The organism is Raoultella sp. T31 (assembly GCF_002806725.1).
GTDB classification, from domain to species: Bacteria; Pseudomonadota; Gammaproteobacteria; order Enterobacterales; family Enterobacteriaceae; genus Klebsiella; species Klebsiella electrica.
The window spans coordinates 75,848-92,877 of the sequence record NZ_PIBO01000016.1 but is presented as its reverse complement, the minus strand read 5'-3'; the positions used below and the strand labels follow the sequence as shown (position 1 = coordinate 92,877).

Annotated in this window: 13 protein-coding genes and 3 pseudogenes; 3 read left to right on the top strand and 13 right to left on the bottom strand. The window is 46.5% G+C overall.

Translation table 11 applies throughout. From position 1 onward, the window contains the following. Nucleotides 1-54 precede the first annotated feature (54 nt). The 7 genes and pseudogenes from CWM52_RS26495 to CWM52_RS13340 form a co-directional block, all read right to left on the bottom strand. Nucleotides 55-249: pseudogene (locus tag CWM52_RS26495) on the bottom strand (aldehyde dehydrogenase); the annotation flags it as partial. 322 nt (nucleotides 250-571) lie between these two features. Beyond that, nucleotides 572-1,729 (bottom strand): glycerate kinase, encoded by a 1,158-nt coding sequence (locus CWM52_RS13365; RefSeq protein ID WP_100684553.1) that lies wholly within the window; start codon nucleotides 1,727-1,729, stop codon nucleotides 572-574. 57 nt (nucleotides 1,730-1,786) lie between these two features. Next, the gene (locus tag CWM52_RS13360; protein ID WP_100684556.1) at nucleotides 1,787-3,115 is read right to left on the bottom strand and encodes an MFS transporter; all 1,329 of its coding nucleotides are present in this window, start codon (nucleotides 3,113-3,115) and stop codon (nucleotides 1,787-1,789) included. 124 nt (nucleotides 3,116-3,239) lie between these two features. Next, a complete protein-coding gene (locus tag CWM52_RS13355; protein ID WP_227521296.1) occupies nucleotides 3,240-4,745 on the bottom strand; it encodes a xylulokinase in 1,506 nt (501 codons plus the stop codon). A gap of 21 nt (nucleotides 4,746-4,766) precedes the next feature. Next, nucleotides 4,767-5,807 carry a zinc-dependent dehydrogenase gene (locus tag CWM52_RS13350; protein ID WP_100684551.1) on the bottom strand — a complete coding sequence of 347 codons (1,041 nt, stop codon included), beginning with the start codon at nucleotides 5,805-5,807 and terminating at the stop codon, nucleotides 4,767-4,769. A 30-nt stretch (nucleotides 5,808-5,837) separates the two neighbouring features. Then, nucleotides 5,838-6,647 carry a class I fructose-bisphosphate aldolase gene (locus tag CWM52_RS13345; protein WP_100684550.1) on the bottom strand — a complete coding sequence of 270 codons (810 nt, stop codon included), beginning with the start codon at nucleotides 6,645-6,647 and terminating at the stop codon, nucleotides 5,838-5,840. A 31-nt stretch (nucleotides 6,648-6,678) separates the two neighbouring features. Next, nucleotides 6,679-7,494 carry a D-2-hydroxyacid dehydrogenase gene (locus CWM52_RS13340; RefSeq protein ID WP_255410874.1) on the bottom strand — a complete coding sequence of 272 codons (816 nt, stop codon included), beginning with the start codon at nucleotides 7,492-7,494 and terminating at the stop codon, nucleotides 6,679-6,681. Between the two features lie 401 nt (nucleotides 7,495-7,895). On the opposite strand from CWM52_RS13340, the pseudogene CWM52_RS27145 reads away from it, so the two are divergent. Both CWM52_RS27145 and CWM52_RS13330 read left to right on the top strand, forming a co-directional pair. After that, a pseudogene (locus CWM52_RS27145) lies at nucleotides 7,896-7,991 on the top strand (hypothetical protein); the annotation flags it as partial. After that, nucleotides 7,982-8,770, top strand: a pseudogene (locus CWM52_RS13330) (integrase domain-containing protein); the annotation flags it as partial. The pseudogenes CWM52_RS27145 and CWM52_RS13330, both read left to right, overlap by 10 nt. Nucleotides 8,771-9,365: 595 nt before the next feature. Here the strand turns inward: CWM52_RS13330 and CWM52_RS13325 are convergent. Continuing rightward, entirely contained in the window at nucleotides 9,366-9,884 is a 519-nt protein-coding gene (locus CWM52_RS13325; RefSeq protein WP_100684548.1) for a hypothetical protein, read from the bottom strand. A 51-nt stretch (nucleotides 9,885-9,935) separates the two neighbouring features. After that, entirely contained in the window at nucleotides 9,936-11,171 is a 1,236-nt protein-coding gene (locus tag CWM52_RS13320) for a tyrosine-type recombinase/integrase (protein WP_100684547.1), read from the bottom strand. Between the two features lie 265 nt (nucleotides 11,172-11,436). Here CWM52_RS13320 and mutS point away from each other — a divergent pair, with 265 nt between their 5' ends. Next, nucleotides 11,437-13,998, top strand: a complete 2,562-nt coding sequence (gene mutS, locus CWM52_RS13315) for a DNA mismatch repair protein MutS (protein ID WP_100684546.1) — start codon at nucleotides 11,437-11,439, stop codon at nucleotides 13,996-13,998. A 126-nt stretch (nucleotides 13,999-14,124) separates the two neighbouring features. Here mutS and CWM52_RS13310 read toward each other — a convergent pair whose 3' ends face one another. From CWM52_RS13310 to CWM52_RS13290, 4 genes are all read right to left on the bottom strand, one after another. Then, the gene (locus CWM52_RS13310; RefSeq protein WP_100684545.1) at nucleotides 14,125-14,277 is read right to left on the bottom strand and encodes a Hok/Gef family protein; all 153 of its coding nucleotides are present in this window, start codon (nucleotides 14,275-14,277) and stop codon (nucleotides 14,125-14,127) included. A gap of 337 nt (nucleotides 14,278-14,614) precedes the next feature. Next, nucleotides 14,615-14,851, bottom strand: a complete 237-nt coding sequence (locus CWM52_RS13300) for a non-oxidative hydroxyarylic acid decarboxylases subunit D (RefSeq protein WP_100684544.1) — start codon at nucleotides 14,849-14,851, stop codon at nucleotides 14,615-14,617. 10 nt (nucleotides 14,852-14,861) lie between these two features. Then, nucleotides 14,862-16,289 carry a non-oxidative hydroxyarylic acid decarboxylases subunit C gene (locus CWM52_RS13295; RefSeq protein WP_100684543.1) on the bottom strand — a complete coding sequence of 476 codons (1,428 nt, stop codon included), beginning with the start codon at nucleotides 16,287-16,289 and terminating at the stop codon, nucleotides 14,862-14,864. Further along, nucleotides 16,289-16,882, bottom strand: coding sequence for a non-oxidative hydroxyarylic acid decarboxylases subunit B (locus tag CWM52_RS13290; RefSeq protein ID WP_100684542.1), 594 nt, complete (start codon nucleotides 16,880-16,882; stop codon nucleotides 16,289-16,291). Before CWM52_RS13290 ends, CWM52_RS13295 begins: the two co-directional genes overlap by 1 nt. Between the last annotated feature and the right edge of the window lie 148 nt (nucleotides 16,883-17,030).

Here is a 17,030-nt window from a genome sequence, read left to right as displayed (position 1 = left end):
CTGACGCCGGAAGAGTACCGGCTGATGGCTGAAACACCGGAAATCTCAAAAAGTGTGTGGAACTAAAACGGGTGTGCTTACAATACCCATACCGGACTCGGCAACGGCCATTTTTGCGAGCGGTATGCGAGCACCAGCAGCAGCCAGAGCGGCGGCGCGGAAAATTTTGTCTACCTTCTCTTGAGGGAATTTAGCAAATTCGGCTTGAGCTATTTTTACCCGGTTAACTAAATCATTAAGCGATATTATACTTGCTGTGTACTCATTTTTGGATAATGATAAAGCCTCAGTCTGTTCAGCTGATTGATTATCAATGATTGACATGTAATATCCCCAGGAATTAATGAAAACTATCAATGGATTGGTTTCTCTTAAAAAAACAATCCATTGATATAAGGATAATATAAGTAGGTTGCTTTGCTTTTTTACATTGACTTCAGAAAAAGTATAATACAAGTTAATCACATGCACTTTTATCATTTTTTATGAGGTAGGATTTTGAAAACCAACATTAATGCGATTGTGTTGGTTGCGGAAAACCCTACCTGTGGTATAATTAATGTCCGTTCTTTTAAATATTTAAATTACCCTTGAGGCTGAAAGAAACCTTCATTAATGCGGCTAAGTTTCTGGAGTTGTTGTAAATGTTTTTTTCGGCATTTTTTAAAATAACATCAAGAGGTTCAACTTTATTTAGGATGCTAAAGACAGCATCAATCCCGCAGGAATAAACCATTTCGAACCCTTCGCCATAAACACCTGAGATTGCAATTACAGGTACGTCATATTTTTTTGCTATCCTAGCAACACCAGTCGGTACTTTACCATTTACAGTCTGACTATCGATCCGACCTTCTCCCGTAATAACAAGATGCGCATCCTTTATCTTGCTCTCGATATTTAAACTTTCTGAAATCAAGCTAAATCCAGGCTTTAATTCGGCATTAAAAAAAGCTAAAAAGGCAGCGCCTAAACCACCTGCAGCTCCCCCCCCAGCAACACCACTCACGTCGACATTGAACTTTTCATAGATAACTTTTGAAAAATTCTGCAAATTTTTATCAAGTTTTATTACCATTTCAGAAGTAGCGCCTTTTTGTGGACCAAATATATAAGACGCCCCATTTCTACCGAGTAAGGGATTTGTTACATCACATGCTATTTGAAAAGAACATTTACTTATCCGAGGGTCAAAATGAGAAATATCTATATATTTTAAAGATGCCAGACCACAACCTCCACGTGGAATTGATTTTCCATCGATATCAAGTAGATCTACACCAAGTGCTTGCAACATGCCTGCACCACCATCGTTTGTTGCACTACCTCCTATGCCAATAATAAAGTGCGTGGCACCATAATCTAATGCTTTCCTTATAAGTTCACCAGTGCCAAAAGAAGTCGCATAAAGTGGATTTCTTTTTTCTTGTGATATTAATTCTAATCCACTTGCAGTAGCCATCTCTATGAAGGCAGTTTTCTTATCGAGTGATAAGCCAAAGTATGACTGTATTCTTTCCCCATTAGGGTTTGTTACCTCAGTTGAAATAATACTTCCACCGCTAGCTTCTACCATTGTGATGAGGCTTCCTTCTCCTCCATCAGCCATTGGGCATTTAATACACTCAGCTTCAGGAAATATTTCTTTGAAGCCTTTTTCTATAGCATTTGCTACATTTAAAGCTGATAAGCTCTCTTTGAAAGAATCTGGAGCGATGACAATTTTCATAGAAATCCTTAAAATAAAATTAAATACGCCGAGAACCCATCAGCTATTTATAGACTATTATTTTGGTTCGTCAATTATCAAAATCATAATCAGACCAATTACTGCGCACACCCCAAAGTAGGTAAATACAGAGGTAAAGTGCCCGGTCTGATCCAGCAAGAATCCAGCTGCCATTGGTGAAACAAAACCACCCAAATTCCCCCCGCTGTTTACCACAGAAATAGCAATTGGATAATTCTTTCTGTCGACTACCCCCATTGGATATGCAGTGAAAGCAGGCCAACCAATGTTAAGAAGAAAACCTACGAAGAACAATGCAGTACCAACCAGTACAGTGTTCTGAGGTACATTAATCATGATAATCATCATAACAATGGTCGCTACGGCAGTAAATAACATTGTTGGTTTGCGACGTCTCCCAAAAATATTATCTGATATCCAACCACCGAAGATTGATCCAATAAATCCGCCAACGAATGGCATCGCGGCAACAAATCCCATTTTTACGAAAGAGAAACCTTTCTCATTCACTAAATATGATGGAATCCATGTCAATATTCCATATAGGATACTAACCATCATAAAGTATGCAACTGCATTGCCTATGATGTTTTTTGATACAAAGATCTTTGATGCGGTATCGATAGGTTTCAAATCTTTAACTTTAATGAACTTATCTAATTTATTGAATTTGCTATCGATAATTATATTGCCGGTTTTTTCTTCAGTATTGTTGCTGCCCTCAGTTGAACGAATGTATTCAAGTTCACTTTGTGATACATAACGGCTATCTTCTGGTCTGGATTTAACAAACAGATACCATATCAGTGCCAAGAAAAGACCCGGAATCGCAAAGCTAAAAAATACCCAACGCCATCCATAAGTTAAAGAAATCCAAACAACAAGTGGCGGTACAAGGATAGGGGAAAACATTGTTGATGCAATATAAATGCCTGTCGCAGTTGCTTTTTCTTTTGGTGGGAACCAGTTGTTAATTATCGATGTTAAACCTACTGGAGTAGGGCCTTCTGTAATACCAAGTCCTAGTCTCATCCATTTAATAGCAAATGCAGACGACGCGGTACCAATCAACCATGTGAATGCTGAAAAACCAAGGATTGATAGCGTTACGATGCCTCGCACACCTCTTTTTGCCATTAAAAAGCCAGCTGGAATTTGGCAAAGAGCATATCCAAGGAAGAACATACTTGCTATTTGACCCGCTTCGAAGTTACTAAGGTGAAACTCCTCTGTTATAAATGGAAGAACTGCACCTATGTTTGAACGATCTGCATAATTAACAGCATATACAGCAAAAATCAATGCCAATACAACCCATCTATAATTGGTTTTTGGCTTTGCCAAATTTAATTCCATAGCTTTCATGGTGTATTCTCTTTTGTAGGGTAAAAGATAATATTGCTTTATGGTGTTCCTTTTTATTAACGTCACTTTCACTTAAGGTAGCCATATAAAATAAATGGCTACCAAGTGTTGGTTCTCATATATTCTATTTTCTACCGAATAAGGAGTGCATCGTATTTTTCAGAACGGGATATAAACTCTCATATATATGATAGTTTTGATCATAAAGTGCTTTTGTTTTTTTATCCTGACTTGGTTTAAAACTTAAATCTTCGGTTCTTAAGATAGGTAAGTCCGGGTCATTTATACCACAGAAGAAACCAGACCCTGTGGCACCTATCATTGCAGCACCAAATGCAGCTGCATCGCTCGTTTTTGCGACGTTATATTCTACGTCAAGGATATCTGCCTTAATCTGAGTCCATAACAAGTTTCGCGACCCTCCCCCAACACTTAATAGCTCATCAAGTTTAAACCCCCATCTTTCATATGCGATTTTAAGTATTTGCTTCATACCATACGCGGTGCCTTCCATTGCGGCTCTGATTAAATCATTACGATTATGAGACAATCTCATTCCCAACCAAGCGCCAGAGGCTTTTGCATCCCAAATTGGACTTCTTTCTCCAGCAAGATAGGGTAGATAAATTAATCCATTAGCCCCAGGAACCGATTTTTCTGCAAACTTTTCCAGCTCATTAAGATTATTAATCTCTGGCCACACTGACTCACTTAACCACCCAAATGTTCCACCTGCGGTTGACATAGCACCATGAGCCAGCCACTGGTTAGGTACCACATGATATCGGTTCATAAATCTGCAATCGAAAATCGGGTTTTCAAGGCAAAAAGTAATAACTCCAGAGGTTCCGGTAGATTCAAATGCAGTACCGCCATCAATAAGTCCTACTGCAAACGCTGATGCGGCAGTATCAGCAGAACCAAGTACAATGGGCGTTCCTTCTTTCAATCCCGTAATTTCACTTATTACATAATTTATTTTCCCCACCACAGAGATACACTGATAAATAGGCGGTAAAATATTGTAATCAAATTTCCAAAACTTTAATAATTCTTTTGACCATTTTGGTGATGAAGCCAAAGCAACTGCACCAGAATAGGATGCCTGAGTCGGATCGATGCCAATTTTGTTCGCACCAAGACGCAATGCCAGGTAACCATTAAAGAGTGTGACTTTATACACTCTTTTCATTAACTCAGGCTGCTGCTGCTGTAACCATCCGAGAGTTCCAACCCAACATGCGGAGGGGCTAGGGCTGTTGTGTGTTAAAGAACTAACAAATTCTTTCTCCGCACCTAAAGTTTGATGGATAAAGCCTTCGGAGCGACCATCAAGATATGTAATCGCATTGCAAACAGGTTTCTTATCAGCATCAAGCAAAACCAATGTTGGACACGCTACTGACAGACCAATTGAAACGATGTTATCGACTTTTGCTGTTACATCTTTGATAGCATCAACTACATGCTCCCAGTATTCATCAAGATCCAATTCATGATGAACTGAGGATTTAGATATTATTTTGGTTTCTCTTGATGCTTTCGCGAGCAGCTCTCCGTGAAAGTTAAAAGCGCATACTTTTACACTGCTACTACCTGCATCAATACCTAAATAGGCTTTATCCATCATCAATGCCTCCATCCGAAGCAGTTATTTGTTATTGATAATAACCTTTACCGCATCGCCATTTTGAGCGTAATTGAAAGCATCATTTATCTCATCCAGACTAAGCCTGTGTGTTATTAGTTTCTCAACATCAACCTGCCCTGAAGAGATAAGCGAAAGGGCAGTACGGTAACCTTCTCGACTTAGTGCACTCGCTCCGGTAATGATAAGTTCATTATAGTGAATGAGATTTACATCAATACTGGACATATCATCTTTCGAGAAACCAGCAAACAGATTGGCGCGCCCTCCTTTTCGTAATAACTCGAATGCGGAGTTAACAAGAGAAGGGATTCCAATTGCCATGATAACGACATCTGCACCTACACCGTCTGTTTCTGACATAACAAAATCTTTGAGGTTTTGTTTACTGGAATCGATGGCATGGTCTGCCCCAATCGCAAGTGCCGCTTCCCGTCTCTTTTCACTGAGTTCGCTGACAATCACATTGGAGGCACCTGACAATTTCGCCAGAATAATGTGCATCAAACCAATGGGACCGGCACCAATAACGACGACAGTATCACCAAGTTCGATTCCGACATTTTTTTGTCCATTAATACAACAAGCAAGAGGTTCCGCAAGTGCAGCAGCATCAAACGACACTGAATCAGGAATTTTAAAAACATTGCCTGCTTCGAGTGCAATCGCAGGTACTTTTAAGTATTCTGCAAAGGCACCATTAAACTCATAACCAATCGCCTGCCGGTTTTTACAAACGTTTTCTTTGCCACTGCGACAATAAACGCATGAACGGCATGGAACAACAGGATCAACAGCAATGCGATCCGAAACTTTAAACTGAGTAACGCCTTTGCCGACATCGACCACTTCACCAGCGAACTCATGACCAATTACCGAAGGAAAGCGCACACCTTTAGTTTTTTTTCCCATCACAATACGGCTGTCTGTACCACAGAGTGCCGCTGATTTGACTCGAATAACAAGCTCACCTTCATCAGCAACGGGTTTATCAATATCGGTAATTTCAAGTTTATTAGCTTCAAATAGCACTGCTGCTTTCATAATTAGATCCTCAGTAATGATACTAAATGGTTATTTGCCGCCAGCTTGTTTATAAACAGCAATGGCTTCGTCAACACTGCAATCATCGTTAATCATTGCATCTAATGCTCTGATAACAGCCGTAGGGTTCTCGTGTTGCCATACAAATCGACCGTAAGTAACACCACCAACTCCGATATCGAGTGCCTGGCGAGTATTAGTCAGGAAACTGACTAAGTCTTTGCCCATGTCACCACCAGCCAGAGCTACCATTGCAGGGCAGCAATCCACGACTTCTTTAAATGTATCTGCCGACCCTGACCAAAGGGTTTTAATAATATCCACACCAAGCTCTGCGCCAGCACGGACGCAATACGCTAAATTTTTAGGATCAAAGGAATTTTCAACCATTGGCCCTTTAGGGTAAATATGCGCTACGACAGGTAAGCCAGCTGAACCTGCTGCTTTGGTAATTTGCCCAAGGAAGCTTAATTGCTGTGCTTGTTCAGGACCGCCCATGATACAACCTACCGAGATTGCATCTGCACCAAGACGAATGGCTTCTTCTACATCAGCCACAGGAGTATCATAAGCTTCATGGTAAGGAATTGAATAACTAGTAGCCTTCATAATTACTGAAATATCTGATGCAGCATATGGAGGGAATACTTTTTCAATAATTCCTTTGTGCATTGTAATCGCGTCTGGTTGCCCGGCAACAACTTGCTCCATTACGGTGTTAATTTGTCCTATGCCCGGCAGTACACCACGAGTAATAGGATGATCCATGGTAATAGCAAGCAGGCGACCAGATTTTTTATTTAACAGGCGTTTTAAACGAATTTCTTTACCCAAGAACATATTTTATATCTCCATATTTAATTGCAACGATTTATTGATTAACGATATTTTTTGGACATCCGGAAAGATATGAATTTATGTTATCAATTAGCATATCTGCTAATGTTTGAATAGCTTCAACACTTGCCCACGAAATGTGTGGCGTCAAAATGAAATTAGGTAGTGAAGTTAATTTCATTATTAATTCATCTTTCCCTGGTGGTTCATTTACAGCAACATCAAAGGCAGCTCCGGCGATATTACCATTCATTAGAGCATTATAGAGTGCGGTTTCATTAACAATGCCGCCGCGAGCCGTGTTAATAAGAAGCGCTTCCTTTTTCATCATTTTAAACTCTCTTTCTGAAATCATATCTTTGGTTGATTTTAAAAGAGGGCAATGGATGGTGATAATATCACTTTCTTGTATAACTTGGTCGAAGTCTGTGTATAAAGGTCCCATGTTTGAGACTCCTTTATACGAAGAGAATAATACTTTCATTCCGAATGCTTTAGCGAGTTCGGCAACTTTTTTACCTAAAACGCCGTCACCAATGATACCTAATGTTGCATCAGAAAGATTCTTGATTGGGTAATCAAAAAAACAAAACTGCTCCGATTGGATCCATCTTCCTTTCTGAACTGCCTGATGGTAAGCAGCGATGCTTCTTCTTAAAGTTAACATTAATGCAAATGTATGCTCTGGCACAGTATCAATTGCATAATTCTTAATGTTTGAAACGGGGATTTTTTTAATCTTACAGGCTTCTAAATCGATGACATCAGTTCCAGTAGCTGCAACGGCGATGAATTCTAATTTTTTGGCTTCATCAAGGATATCACTTGTTATTTTGACTTTATTCGTAATTATGATTTCAGCATCCTTGATTCTGTCAATAATTTCATCTTTATTTGTTCTAATGTAACAAGCCAGGTCATAGGGAATATCCAGTTTTTTTTAATTTTACTTCACCAGGAAATGTTCCGTAATCCAGGAATACTACTTTTTTCTTTTTCATCGGATAAGCACCTTGAATCATTCACCATGCAATGACAAAAATATAATCCATTTGTTATGTTAATCGCATTGTGCAAGTGCACAGATATATTTTTAATATGGCTTATTTATTTGTAAAAAATCACAATCCAATGCCGCTTCTGTCACATATGTATGTCTCAGATCATTTCGATTCTGCTGTATGACGATAGAAGACAGTGAAAAATGGACAGGGCTAAGTGAGTATATTTTCAATCAGAGGTAACTTACATTGTATAAAACCCAATGAGCGCAAGCGAGCTGTAGCTCACCTGACGCTGTCTGAGCGCGAGGAAATACGAGCCGGTTTGTCAGCCAAAATGAGCATCTGCGGGCGCTGAATATCCAGATCCAGCGAGTGGAGCAGATCAAAGTGCGTCATATTGAATGCTACATCGAGGAACGACTGGAGCAGGATATTGGTCAACGGACGCTGCAAAACGAAATGGCGGCATTGCGATCTGTGTTGAAACAGGCGGGACGCCGACAGGTGGTGGAGCATCCGCGCCTGACCAATAAGGCGCTGGGGTTGTCGGGTGCTTCGCGCAACGGCACGCGCCGCGCCATCACGCCGGAACATTATGAAAAGGTGATGGAGAAGGCCCGCGCACAGGATGCGGGACTGGCGACAGCGCTGGAGATTGCGCGGCTGATGGGGCTGCGTTCACAGGAAGCGGTGCAAAGTTCGCAGTCGCTAAAGACATGGCTGAAAGCCATTGAGCGCGGGGAAACCCGGCTGAAAGTGGTGTTTGGCACCAAAGGCGGGCGTCCGCGCTATACGACGATTCTGGACACTGACGCAGTCAGAAAGGCGCTGGAAAAGGCATTACCTGTTGCAAAACAGCATAATGGCAGACTGATCGACAAGCCTGACCTCAAAACGGCGATGGATCACTGGCACAAGCAGGCGACTAAAATCGGGCTGACGGGCGAATTTTCCCCGCACTCCCTGCGTTATGCCTGGGCACAGGATGTGATCCGCCATGATCTGGCGCAGGGATTCAGCGAAAAGGAATCCCTGGCACTGACCGCGACGGATCTGGGCCACGGCGACGGTCGCGGACGCTGGGTGAAACAGGTCTATGGCTACCGCTGGAAAGAGGAATAACGATTTTCATGAATGGCGCAAAATCAGACAGCGATAATATATCTGGCGCAAATTCTCATGACACATTTCTGAATAAACTGGCTGCACCACAAAGGGAAAGGGCATAAAGGTTTTAAGGGTAACAGCGCCTTACCGGAAAGGGCCGGTACTCGCGCAGTCCTGAATGTTTATGCCAGCAAAATACGCGTTTTGTTAATCGCACCATTAGCCGCCGCGTACAACCCAGGCACCACACAGCGGTATTTCCCCAATCTGCATAATCCACGGTTCATTAACTGACCGCATTTCATCTTCATAGTCGCGACAACACATCATGGGCTAACGCGCTCACAGATAGCCATAGCGTGTTAAACAAGTACGCCAGTAAGTACGCGAGAGGAAAAATGAGAAGATTTCAATAAGAGATGGTGATGTAACTCTTTGATTTTTATGGTGCCGATAAGAGGAGTCGAACCTCCGACCTTCGCATTACGAATGCGAGCCAACTTCAAATTGAAGTACAAATAAAAATATAAATTAATTAAACATTACAGTCAACAAGTTAGAGTTCAAATAACGGTTCAACGTATAAATGGTAACTTCATTGCGTTTTCTCTTAATCCTCTGGAATCATTCTTAATGCTGCATCACGTTCATCATTTAACATGCTGCCTACAAACGAACTTTGTGAGGCAAAGTATTTTACTCCCGGGCCAAGAGCACCAACACGCTTTAAAATACGTTGCTGCGCTGCATAAGCTGGCTTTATTCTACTATCAACATCTCTCCACCATTTGAGACCATATTTTCTAATTATCTTCCCCTTTATTCTTTTAAAATACTCCTTACTATCCTCACCCTTATAAGAGACTAATACACTAGCCCAGATCATTTTCTTGTGAATAGATAATGGCCTATACTCCCGCTCAATTAAATCAATTCGAACATTAGGATGTAAAAGCAAACTACCATCAAGTATTTTACGTTTTATCCACAAACGTCTGGCACACTCATAGATGCTTTTCTTGACTTCTTTTTCAAGATATCTGGTATAAGTTGCCCAAGTTTCTAGTTCATCAACTAATGATAATTTCTCAATTAGAGTTTGCTGTTCGGTATTAAAATTGCTAAGCATGAATAATCCCTTCTATTGCAGCAACATAAATTAATAATACATCTGTATTTGTTATTTTATCAGGCCATCCAAATAATCCGCCCACACCAGCAACCACTTCCGGCACTCAGCATCATACTTATACAAATTATAAATACCTTCAACGCCGCCACGTGTATGCCCCAATACGGCCTCTGCTACCTCATTTGGACACTGCAAACGAGATAACCCCGTTCGTACTGTACGACGCAGATCGTGCGGCGTCCAATGAGGTATATCAAGCATTTGACCGCTTTCACGTAAACGCCATGAGTTTTCAGTTAGATACTTCTGCTGAATTGGCTTCTTAGTGGCTTGCGAAGGAAACAGATATTTGTCAGAGGTAAGGTGTAGAACTTTGAGAAAGTCGATTGCCTGATCAGATAACTGTACGTAGCGCTCTACCCCTGTTTTGGTTTCTCGCAGATGAATAGTGCCTTTTTCAAGATCAACATCCTTCCATGCCATATTGCAGACTTCACCGGTACGACACCCGGTCCAGAGAGTCAGACGTAACACGTTTTTGATCGTTGGCGTGTAAGCCGAACCCGGAAGCCATTTAAGGAATTTTGCTAGCTCGTCCTCGCTCAGTACTCGTGTTCCACGTCCGTTTGTGAGCTTGATTCTGGTCTGTCGTAAGCTGGATTTTGCTAACAGCGCCGGATTCGCAAAGCTGTCATCAAAGCGCCCAAGGCCAATTGCAAACTCATAAGCGAGTGAAAGTTCCCTCAGTACATTCCCAGCCTGTACGGTTGCCCCTCGGGCTACAATGCCATTGATTAAATTAATGACATCCTGGCGCGTAATCTCAGCAGCATTCCGGGTTCCTAGGCTTTTGACGGCATCACCATAAAGAGTACGACGGACTTCGGCCTGCCCTTTCGGTTTTCTGGCACCGGGTATGATCTTTCCGTCCTTCGTTTTACGATCCTCAATACGTTCGGTAAGATACAGTTCAACTAATCCCTGTACGGTCAATTCAGGGATTTTAGCTTGTTCAGCCTCAATCGCACGCTGGATCTTATCTTTTTTGAGTTCAGTCGCAGGGCACCGACCTTCCTGTCGGAGGAGCTTTAATTCGTGGAGTTTAAGACGTGCAGCGGCGAGAGAAGTCTGCGGGAAGTTACCAATTTTAACCTGAGCAAGCTTGCCAGTCAGAGGACTTGTGTAACGGTAGAAAAATGACTTAACCCCGGTTGCACCACAGGAGACACGTAAGCCACGATTTTCGCCTACATCAGCCTTATCTTTATCGCCTGGCTTCATCATTTCTACCGCTTTAAACGAAAGTGGCTTTCCCTCTTATTTTCCTGCCATAAAGACTCCGTTATCATGCACCTTATGCAGTCATGAACATAAATGTAGGTTGCGCTGTATGTGCCCATATTTTACCAGGCTATAGGTTGGCAAGCTACACTTTAACCTACATTTAAATGTAGGATTTCATGATATCCGATGAGACAACGTGAAACCTAATGATAACCATAAAAACCAATAACTCATTAAAAATTAAGAGAATGGACATCACAAGCCGATGAGTACAATAGAAAGTTTAGACTCGCACACCCCAATGATGCAGCAGTATCTTAAGCTGAAAGCTCAGCACCCGGAGATCCTGCTGTTCTATCGTATGGGGGACTTTTACGAGCTGTTTTATGACGATGCGAAACGCGCATCGCAACTGCTCGATATTTCGCTGACCAAACGCGGCGCCTCGGCGGGCGAGCCGATCCCTATGGCCGGAATCCCACACCATGCGGTGGAAAACTACCTTGCCAAACTGGTCAATCAGGGCGAATCGGTAGCCATTTGCGAACAGATTGGCGACCCGGCCACCACCAAAGGTCCGGTCGAGCGCAAGGTGGTGCGTATCGTCACGCCCGGCACCATCAGCGATGAAGCGCTGCTGCAGGAGCGTCAGGATAACCTGCTGGCCGCTATCTGGCAGGACAGCAAAGGCTTTGGCTATGCGACGCTGGATATCAGCTCCGGTCGTTTTCGCCTGAGCGAACCGGCCGACCGTGAAACCATGGCCGCCGAGTTGCAGCGTACCAACCCGGCTGAACTGCTGTATGCCGAAGATTTTGCCGAGTCGGCGTTGATTGAAGGCCGCCGCGGCCTGCGCCGCCGTCCGCTATGGGAGTTTGAAATCGACACCGCGCGCCAGCAGCTGAATTTACAGTTTGGCACCCGCGACCTGGTCGGTTTCGGCGTCGAAAACGCGCCGCGTGGTCTCTGCGCCGCCGGCTGCCTGTTGCAGTACGTCAAAGATACCCAGCGCACCTCCCTGCCGCATATTCGCTCTATCACGATGGAGCGCCAGCAGGACAGCATTATCATGGACGCGGCAACCCGCCGTAACCTTGAGATAACCCAGAACCTGGCCGGTGGTTTCGACAATACGCTGGCGTCGGTGCTCGACTGCACCGTAACCGCGATGGGCAGCCGGATGCTCAAACGCTGGCTGCATATGCCGGTACGCGATACGGTGGTGCTCGTCGAACGTCAGCAAACCATCGGCGCACTGCAGGAGCGTTACAGCGAACTGCAGCCGGTGCTGCGTCAGGTGGGCGATCTGGAACGTATTCTGGCGCGACTGGCGCTGCGCACCGCGCGTCCGCGCGATCTTGCCCGCATGCGTCATGCGTTCCAGCAGTTGCCGACCCTGCGCGAGATGCTGGCCGACGTCGGCTGCGCGCCGGTCCAGAAGTTGCGCGATAAAATGGGCGAGTTCAGCGAACTGCGCGAACTGCTCGAACGCGCGATTATCGATGCGCCGCCGGTGCTGGTGCGCGACGGTGGCGTTATTGCCCCCGGCTACCATGAAGAACTCGATGAATGGCGCGCGCTGGCGGATGGCGCCACCGATTATCTCGATAAGCTGGAAATTCGCGAACGCGAAAGGCTAGGGCTGGACACGCTGAAGGTCGGTTACAATGCCGTTCACGGTTACTACATCCAGATCAGCCGCGGCCAAAGCCAGCACGCCCCGATTCACTACGTCCGTCGCCAGACGCTGAAAAACGCCGAGCGTTACATTATTCCGGAACTCAAGGAGTATGAAGACAAAGTACTGACGTCGAAAGGGAAAGCGTTGGCGCTGGAGAAACAGCTCTACGAGCAGCTGTTCGATATGCTGCTGCCGCACCTTGCCGACCTTCAGCAAAGCGCCAGCGCGCTGGCGGAGCTGGATGTGCTGGTAAACCTCGCCGAGCGTGCGGAAACCCTGAACTACTGCTGCCCGACCTTTAGCGATAAACCGGGTATCCGCATCAGCGAAGGCCGCCACCCTGTGGTTGAGCAGGTTTTGAAAGAACCTTTTATCGCCAACCCATTAAATCTGGTCCCGCAGCGGCGGATGCTGATTATTACCGGCCCGAATATGGGCGGTAAAAGTACCTATATGCGTCAGACTGCGCTGATTGCGCTGCTGGCCTGGATAGGCAGCTACGTCCCGGCGGAAAAAGTTGAAATCGGCCCCATCGATCGCATCTTTACCCGCGTCGGCGCGGCCGATGACCTGGCAAGCGGCCGTTCCACTTTCATGGTCGAAATGACCGAAACCGCCAATATTCTGCACAACGCCACCGAACACAGCCTGGTACTGATGGATGAAATCGGCCGCGGAACCTCTACCTACGATGGCCTGTCGCTGGCGTGGGCCTGTGCGGAAAGTCTGGCCAATAAGATTAAGGCACTGACCCTTTTTGCCACCCACTACTTCGAACTGACCCAGCTGCCGGAGAAAATGGAAGGCGTGGCGAACGTCCATCTTGATGCGCTGGAACATGGCGATACCATCGCCTTCATGCACAGCGTCCAGGATGGCGCCGCCAGCAAAAGCTACGGTCTGGCGGTTGCCGCGCTGGCGGGCGTGCCTAAAGAGGTGATTAAGCGCGCGCGGCAGAAATTGCGCGAGCTGGAGAGCATTGCCCCAGGCGTTGCCGCCACGCAGGTCGACGGTACGCAGATGTCGCTGCTCTCCGCCCCGGAGGAGACCTCGCCGGCGGTAGAAGCCCTGGAGAACCTCGATCCGGATTCGTTGACCCCGCGTCAGGCGCTGGAGTGGATTTACCGGCTGAAGAGCCTGGTGTAACGCCTTCTTGTTCCGCTGAAGCGACAAAAGGGCAGCCCGCTAAGCGCTGCCCTTTTACAAAAATAAATGGGTGCGAGAGGATGCGACCTGACAACCAATACGCGGGGTCGCCCCCGCGCGCGGTTGCTACTTCTTCGGTTCGTAAGCGAGAACAGCTTTAAACTCCATACTACGCTCTTTAATATTCAGCTCGCACAATGAGCCGCGTACCATTAGCGTAAATCCCAGCACTGTAATACACAGTACAATGATTGCCACAAGGGCATATTTTGTCAGCATGTCTTGCCTCCCTGCAAAGAAGAGACTAACATCTGAATTGTCTAGGTTCAAACGCCAGCCTCAGTTGATAGAAATATCTCCTGGGGCTTTCGTCTGTCTGAACCCTGTCAATGCCCAAAGCCAGACAGCCTCAAGCACCCGCCGTTATTCTATACTCACCTGGTCGACAAAATTACTCCACCGGAATAAAACGGAATGGAATTATTTTAGATTGCGAGAAGACTCGCAAATATTGATATGCCGTTAATCTTTTACGTTATTTTAAATTTTAATTAATAAAGATTCTTTCATTGAAAAGAGAAATATAAAAAGGGCCCGACTGCGCGGACCCGTTTATTTAGCCTTTATCTTCCGCCAGCAGCGGCGGAATACTCGGCACCATCGGCGCCTCATCAATATCTTTCTGGGTCATCCGAAATGCTTCCGGGTAGTGCTCGCGACTAATACGGCGCAGCGGTTCGGTGTCGCGCCAGGTATAGAAACAGTGCTGGCACTGGAACACAGTCCAGACATCTTTTACCGGCGACTTCGCCAGCACGTCAATCTGCGCATCGGCGCAACGTGGACATATCATCTTTTTCTCCTTACTTACGGTTGGCCAGCATGGCGGTCAGTTTTTCAACCCAGGCTCTGGTTTCAGGGAGATCCCGCACCGGCTGGCTGTAGTGGCCGCGGAGATCCGGCGCAACCGGCGTGGTGGCATCAATAACCAGTTTGTCGGTAATTCCCGCCGGGCTGGAGCCAGGGTCAAGCTCCAGCACGGACATATTCGGTAGCTGTACCAAATCCCCCGCCGGATTGACCTTCGAAGACAGTGCCCACATCACCTGAGGGAGGTTGAACGGGTCAACGTCCTCATCAACCATAATCACCATCTTCACATAGCCCAGGCCATGCGGCGTGGTCATTGCTCGCAGACCGACCGCACGCGCAAAACCGCCGTAGCGTTTTTTGGTCGAGATAATCGCCAGCAGGCCGTGGGTATACATGGCATTGACAGCCTGCACTTCCGGGAACTCAGCTTTGAGCTGCTGATATAGCGGTACGCAGGTCGCCGGGCCCATCAGATAATCAATTTCGGTCCACGGCATACCGAGGTACAGCGATTCAAAAATCGGTCTCGTGCGATAAGAAACTTTATCGATGCGCACCACCGTCATATTGCGCCCGCCGGAGTAGTGACCGGTAAATTCACCGAACGGGCCTTCGATTTCACGTTTGCGGCTCTCGATAACCCCTTCAAGAATCACCTCCGACCCCCAGGGCACATCAAAACCGGTCAGCGGTGCGGTGGCAATCGGATACGGGCTTTCACGCAGCGCACCCGCCATTTCATATTCCGACTGATCGTACTTCAGCGGCGTTGCGCCCATGAGCGTGATAATCGGGTCATTGCCTAATGTAATGGCGATTGGCAGATCTTCGCCGCGCTCTTCGGCTTTGTGCAGGTGTAGCGCGATATCATGCATGGGGACAGGCTGCAGGCCGAGCTTGCGTTTGCCCTTCACCTCCATGCGATAGATACCGACGTTCTGCTTGCCAAAGTGGTTGGGGTCGAGCGGATCGCGCGAGACGACGCAGGCTTTATCGAGATAAAAACCACCATCCCCATCGTTCAGACGAAACAGCGGCAGAATATCAAACAGGTTAATATCCTGGCCGTCGACGGTATTCTCCGCCCACCCCGGGTTAGCCCTGCGCTCCGGCGTGACCGGGTATGCATCCCAGCGGCGGATAAACTCATCAATCTGTTTCCTCACCGGCGTGTTAGCCGGCAGGCCCAGCGAGATAGCATGGTTCTGCCACGAACCGATGGTATTCATCGCCACCCGGGCATCGGTAAAGCCGCGAATATTGTCAAACCACAGCGCCGGTGCCCCATCGCCGATACGCCCGGTGGCGTTAGCCGCGGCAGCCAGATCCGGTTCGGCATTCACTTCTTCACAAATTTTCAGCAATTGCCCCTGGTCGTCCAGCGCCTGTAAAAAGCTGCGCAAATCATCAAAAGCCATTATTTATCCTCCTGTGAAAAATTCTCTGTGGCCCGTAGTCCGTTCCAGCGACGCGCTTTGTGGTACTCAAGACCAAACTGATCCAGAACTCGCGTGACAACGTGGTCAGTCACGTCTTCAATCGTTGCCGGATGGTTGTAATAAGCAGGCATCGGCGGCACCATCGCCACCCCCATACGGGACAGGGCCAGCATGTTTTCCAGGTGGATAGTGCTCAACGGCATTTCCCGTGGGACAAGCACCAGCCTGCGCCCCTCTTTCAGCACCACATCCGCCGCACGTCCAACCAACCCTTCTGCATAACCCGCACGAATTCCGGCCAGCGTTTTCATACTGCAGGGGATGACAATCATGCCCGCGGTACGAAAGGAGCCTGATGAGATGATGGCGGCCTGGTCAGCAGGGCTATGTGAGAAATCAGCCAGTTCAGCCACTTCACGAGCGCTATACGGCGTTTCCAGTTCAATCGTGGTCTTAGCCCACTTCGACATCACCAGATGGGTTTCCACTTCCGGCATCCCGCGAAGCGCCTTAAGCAGCGCGACACCCAACGGAGCACCGGTGGCACCGGTTATCCCGACAATCAGCTTCATCATTTCCTCCGCACATTGTTCGTATACGAACGTTTTTATTAAAACTACGCCTGATACCCATCGCGTGCAAGTGCGTTCACGGTTGGCCGCATTTTTAATCAAAGCGGGAAAGATGCGTAAAAGCGTCGCAAACGGCTATTATAGAGCC

What these genes read in the sequence shown, in the direction of transcription:
- CWM52_RS13295 (WP_100684543.1), bottom strand. Translation starts at nt 16,289, where the DNA reads ATGGCTTTTGATGATTTGCGCAGCTTTTTACAGGCGCTGGACGACCAG.
- CWM52_RS13290 (WP_100684542.1), bottom strand. Translation starts at nt 16,882, where the DNA reads ATGAAGCTGATTGTCGGGATAACCGGTGCCACCGGTGCTCCGTTGGGT.
- mutS (WP_100684546.1), top strand. Translation starts at nt 11,437, where the DNA reads ATGAGTACAATAGAAAGTTTAGACTCGCACACCCCAATGATGCAGCAG.
- CWM52_RS13365 (WP_100684553.1), bottom strand. Translation starts at nt 1,729, where the DNA reads ATGAAAATTGTCATCGCTCCAGATTCTTTCAAAGAGAGCTTATCAGCT.
- CWM52_RS13345 (WP_100684550.1), bottom strand. Translation starts at nt 6,647, where the DNA reads ATGTTCTTGGGTAAAGAAATTCGTTTAAAACGCCTGTTAAATAAAAAA.
- CWM52_RS13310 (WP_100684545.1), bottom strand. Translation starts at nt 14,277, where the DNA reads ATGCTGACAAAATATGCCCTTGTGGCAATCATTGTACTGTGTATTACA.
- CWM52_RS13355 (WP_227521296.1), bottom strand. Translation starts at nt 4,745, where the DNA reads ATGATGGATAAAGCCTATTTAGGTATTGATGCAGGTAGTAGCAGTGTA.
- CWM52_RS13320 (WP_100684547.1), bottom strand. Translation starts at nt 11,171, where the DNA reads ATGATGAAGCCAGGCGATAAAGATAAGGCTGATGTAGGCGAAAATCGT.
- CWM52_RS13300 (WP_100684544.1), bottom strand. Translation starts at nt 14,851, where the DNA reads ATGATATGTCCACGTTGCGCCGATGCGCAGATTGACGTGCTGGCGAAG.
- CWM52_RS13360 (WP_100684556.1), bottom strand. Translation starts at nt 3,115, where the DNA reads ATGAAAGCTATGGAATTAAATTTGGCAAAGCCAAAAACCAATTATAGA.
- CWM52_RS13325 (WP_100684548.1), bottom strand. Translation starts at nt 9,884, where the DNA reads ATGCTTAGCAATTTTAATACCGAACAGCAAACTCTAATTGAGAAATTA.
- CWM52_RS13350 (WP_100684551.1), bottom strand. Translation starts at nt 5,807, where the DNA reads ATGAAAGCAGCAGTGCTATTTGAAGCTAATAAACTTGAAATTACCGAT.